This is a genomic window from Salicola sp. AFF1, from assembly GCF_056783195.1.
Genome location: NZ_JBXAYL010000072.1, coordinates 1 through 2,516, shown reverse-complemented (window position 1 = coordinate 2,516; position 2,516 = coordinate 1). Strand labels below are relative to the sequence as shown.

The window sequence follows — 2,516 nt, the reverse complement described above, 5'->3', positions numbered from 1 at the left end:
AGTTCCCGCGCCCCGAGGCCACGGTCGCCTTCGACGTCGACCCGCCCCAGGCCGCCACCACCCGCCGCCGCATCATGACCGAACTGGCCGAATCCCGGGAGCTGGTCGCCGGGCACCATCTGGATTTTCCGGGGGTCGGGTATGTGGCCGAGGACGGGGATGGGTTTCGGTTTTTGCCGCATGTTTGGCGGCCGACGGTTTAGAATCGATTCTAAAAGCGGCCTTTGAAGCCGCTTTCATGGCTGGAAATAAACCAAAGGCGAAGTGAGCGACACTTCTCTTTTGCGAATCTTGAGCAGCCTTCCCCGATTGCCATCGTAAGCCGTAGTCGATAAACTCCGCCGCCAAGGATTGTAACCATTCAAGGAATGAAGGAGCGTCGAGATGCCCTCACCACTGCTTTACGACCGCATTGAAAGAGCCAAAGAACGGACCCGCCGGGAACAGCTCCGCAACCAGCTCGAGTCAAGCCTTAAGCACGACCCCGAACAGAACAACGTGGATATCTTTGTCCTCTCTACGGAGGAAGTCGTTGAACTCTGGCTTGCCAAGCAGCGCAGCCGGGGAAAGAGCGACGAGGAAATCAATGCCCGCTTCCGGGAACTTGTCAGTGACGAAACGGTCGAGCTGATCAAGGCGCAGAGCACAACGATCGTCGGTGGAGCGAAGGACACAAAGAGCGTTGCGGCTCTTATGTGGGATTTCAAGCGTTCTGGCAATGTATTTGGCAAGTACTCAAAAAGTGCGGATGGAAGGTACATCATCTTCAAGGGTAACCATAAGCTTCGCGAGATCATCAAAGGAACTCGCTATAGGGCAAACAACCCACTGCTTATGAAGTTGAGCATTGGTGCCCGCGCGTCAACGACGTTCATCAAAGGAAGCATGCTCGTTACGGTCATTGTTTCGCCGCTGGTGAACACTTATAGCTGGATCTTTGATCCTAAATTCGGCTGGAAGGATTTCCTTAAGGGCGTATCGTCAGACCTCGTCATTGCGTTTTTGGCAGCTGTCGCTGGAGCACTCGCTTATGGAATAGTAGCTGCAGCAATGTCCGTGGCAGTTGTAGCTCTGGCTGCTGGTGTTTTTGTTGGTATCGTAGTCGGTGGTCTTCTAGCAATTATGAATATGGATCACACGTTGACTGATGCCGTGATCGACTCGACCGTAGACGCTTACGAGTATGTGAGCTCTGAAGCTGGGACGTATTACCGCGAGGCGAAGAAGTCAGCCAGGGAATTCTATTACTATCTCTTTGATAACGATTCGGGCAAGTGCACCGTCCAGAAAGCCGAACCAAAAGTAGCCGAGGAGCTACGAAGCCGGATGCATCGGATCACGAACCACCCGAAAGTCCCCCATCAAGCGCTTTGATCAAATAAAGCTGGACGTCTAGCTGGGTTAATTCAACTATTGAATGGATGCATGGCATGTCAGATGATGTCGAAACGAAAATGGCCGTTTCGGAGCGGGCAAAGCGTATATCGGCGATTGCAGCCCTGATCGTTCTCATCCCGGCAGCGATATACGGGGCCGCATTTCTCTATGATTTCCATTCCACCCCAGTGTTCCAGGCGATAAAAGAGCAAGACCCCCTCTTTGTCTCTCATGCCATGACAACGTCCTACTTGTTTGTGTTAGCCGGCTTGGTTTTGATCGCGGTAGCCATCCTCGTTGACAATCTTTGGAAATGGACTGGAGTCAGGTCTGTAGAGCCTTATCTGAAAAGGGCTATGAACTGGTGTGTTTACGGTATCTTATTCTGTTTGGTCGCAACGGTCTTTGGCGCGCCCATTTTTAATTGGTTTTGGCATGGTTATTTTCAAGAACAGGGCTACAGCAGTTGTAGCAACGGCGTCCTCCCTTTAAGGACCGAAATCTTCTACTCCGTGTGGGTCAGTGATCCGCAATTCTGTAGGGATCCTGAGGTATCCCGGATTCTCAGGGATGAAGGTCACGGTAAAGCCGGCGTTGCCGAGGCCAATGAATACCTCGCTGAGACATATGCTGACAATTCGGCTGGAAATGATGATGCACCGGTTCCCCCGTTACGGCGTTCAGCAAAAACCGATTGAAAGGGGTGTAGCAGGAATAAGGGGCTGTAGGGAACCTGATTCAAGCCATGGAGGTGTCGGTTGCTAACCCGGAAGGAGGCCGAAGCAGCTGCAGAAAAGGCGCTTGAGCCCCGGCGCCAGCAGCTGCTCCGGAGACGGGAAAGGAGGCGTAAATGGCGGTTGCTTCGCCAGAAAATGATTGGCGGTGTTGTCGGGCTCTATTTTGGCGGCATGCTGGGTGACTATTTCACTGGCGATGTATATCCATGGGATATGGTGGGGCTCGTGCTGGGTCTCCTCCTGGTAGCCTTATTCCAGCGTTTTCCCGTTTCCTGATTGTCGGAGATCTCGGCCCACGGTGGAGGCAATGCCATCAACTTAAGACATTTTCCCCAAAATATCATATAATTAGGGCTCACCAACCGGAACGGGAGACACGGTTTTGAGCCAACAATACGACCC

Annotated in this window: 2 protein-coding genes and 1 pseudogene; all 3 read left to right on the top strand. The window is 52.7% G+C overall.

What is annotated here, in order from left to right:
- A pseudogene (locus AC1RQI_RS16580) lies at window positions 1–203 on the top strand (MBL fold metallo-hydrolase); the annotation flags it as partial.
- A 181-nt stretch (window positions 204–384) separates the two neighbouring features.
- Window positions 385–1,374, top strand: a complete 990-nt coding sequence (locus AC1RQI_RS16575; protein WP_481905719.1) for a hypothetical protein — start codon at window positions 385–387, stop codon at window positions 1,372–1,374.
- Window positions 1,375–1,430: 56 nt separating this feature from the next.
- Entirely contained in the window at window positions 1,431–2,075 is a 645-nt protein-coding gene (locus AC1RQI_RS16570; RefSeq protein ID WP_481905718.1) for a hypothetical protein, read from the top strand.
- Window positions 2,076–2,516 lie beyond the last annotated feature (441 nt).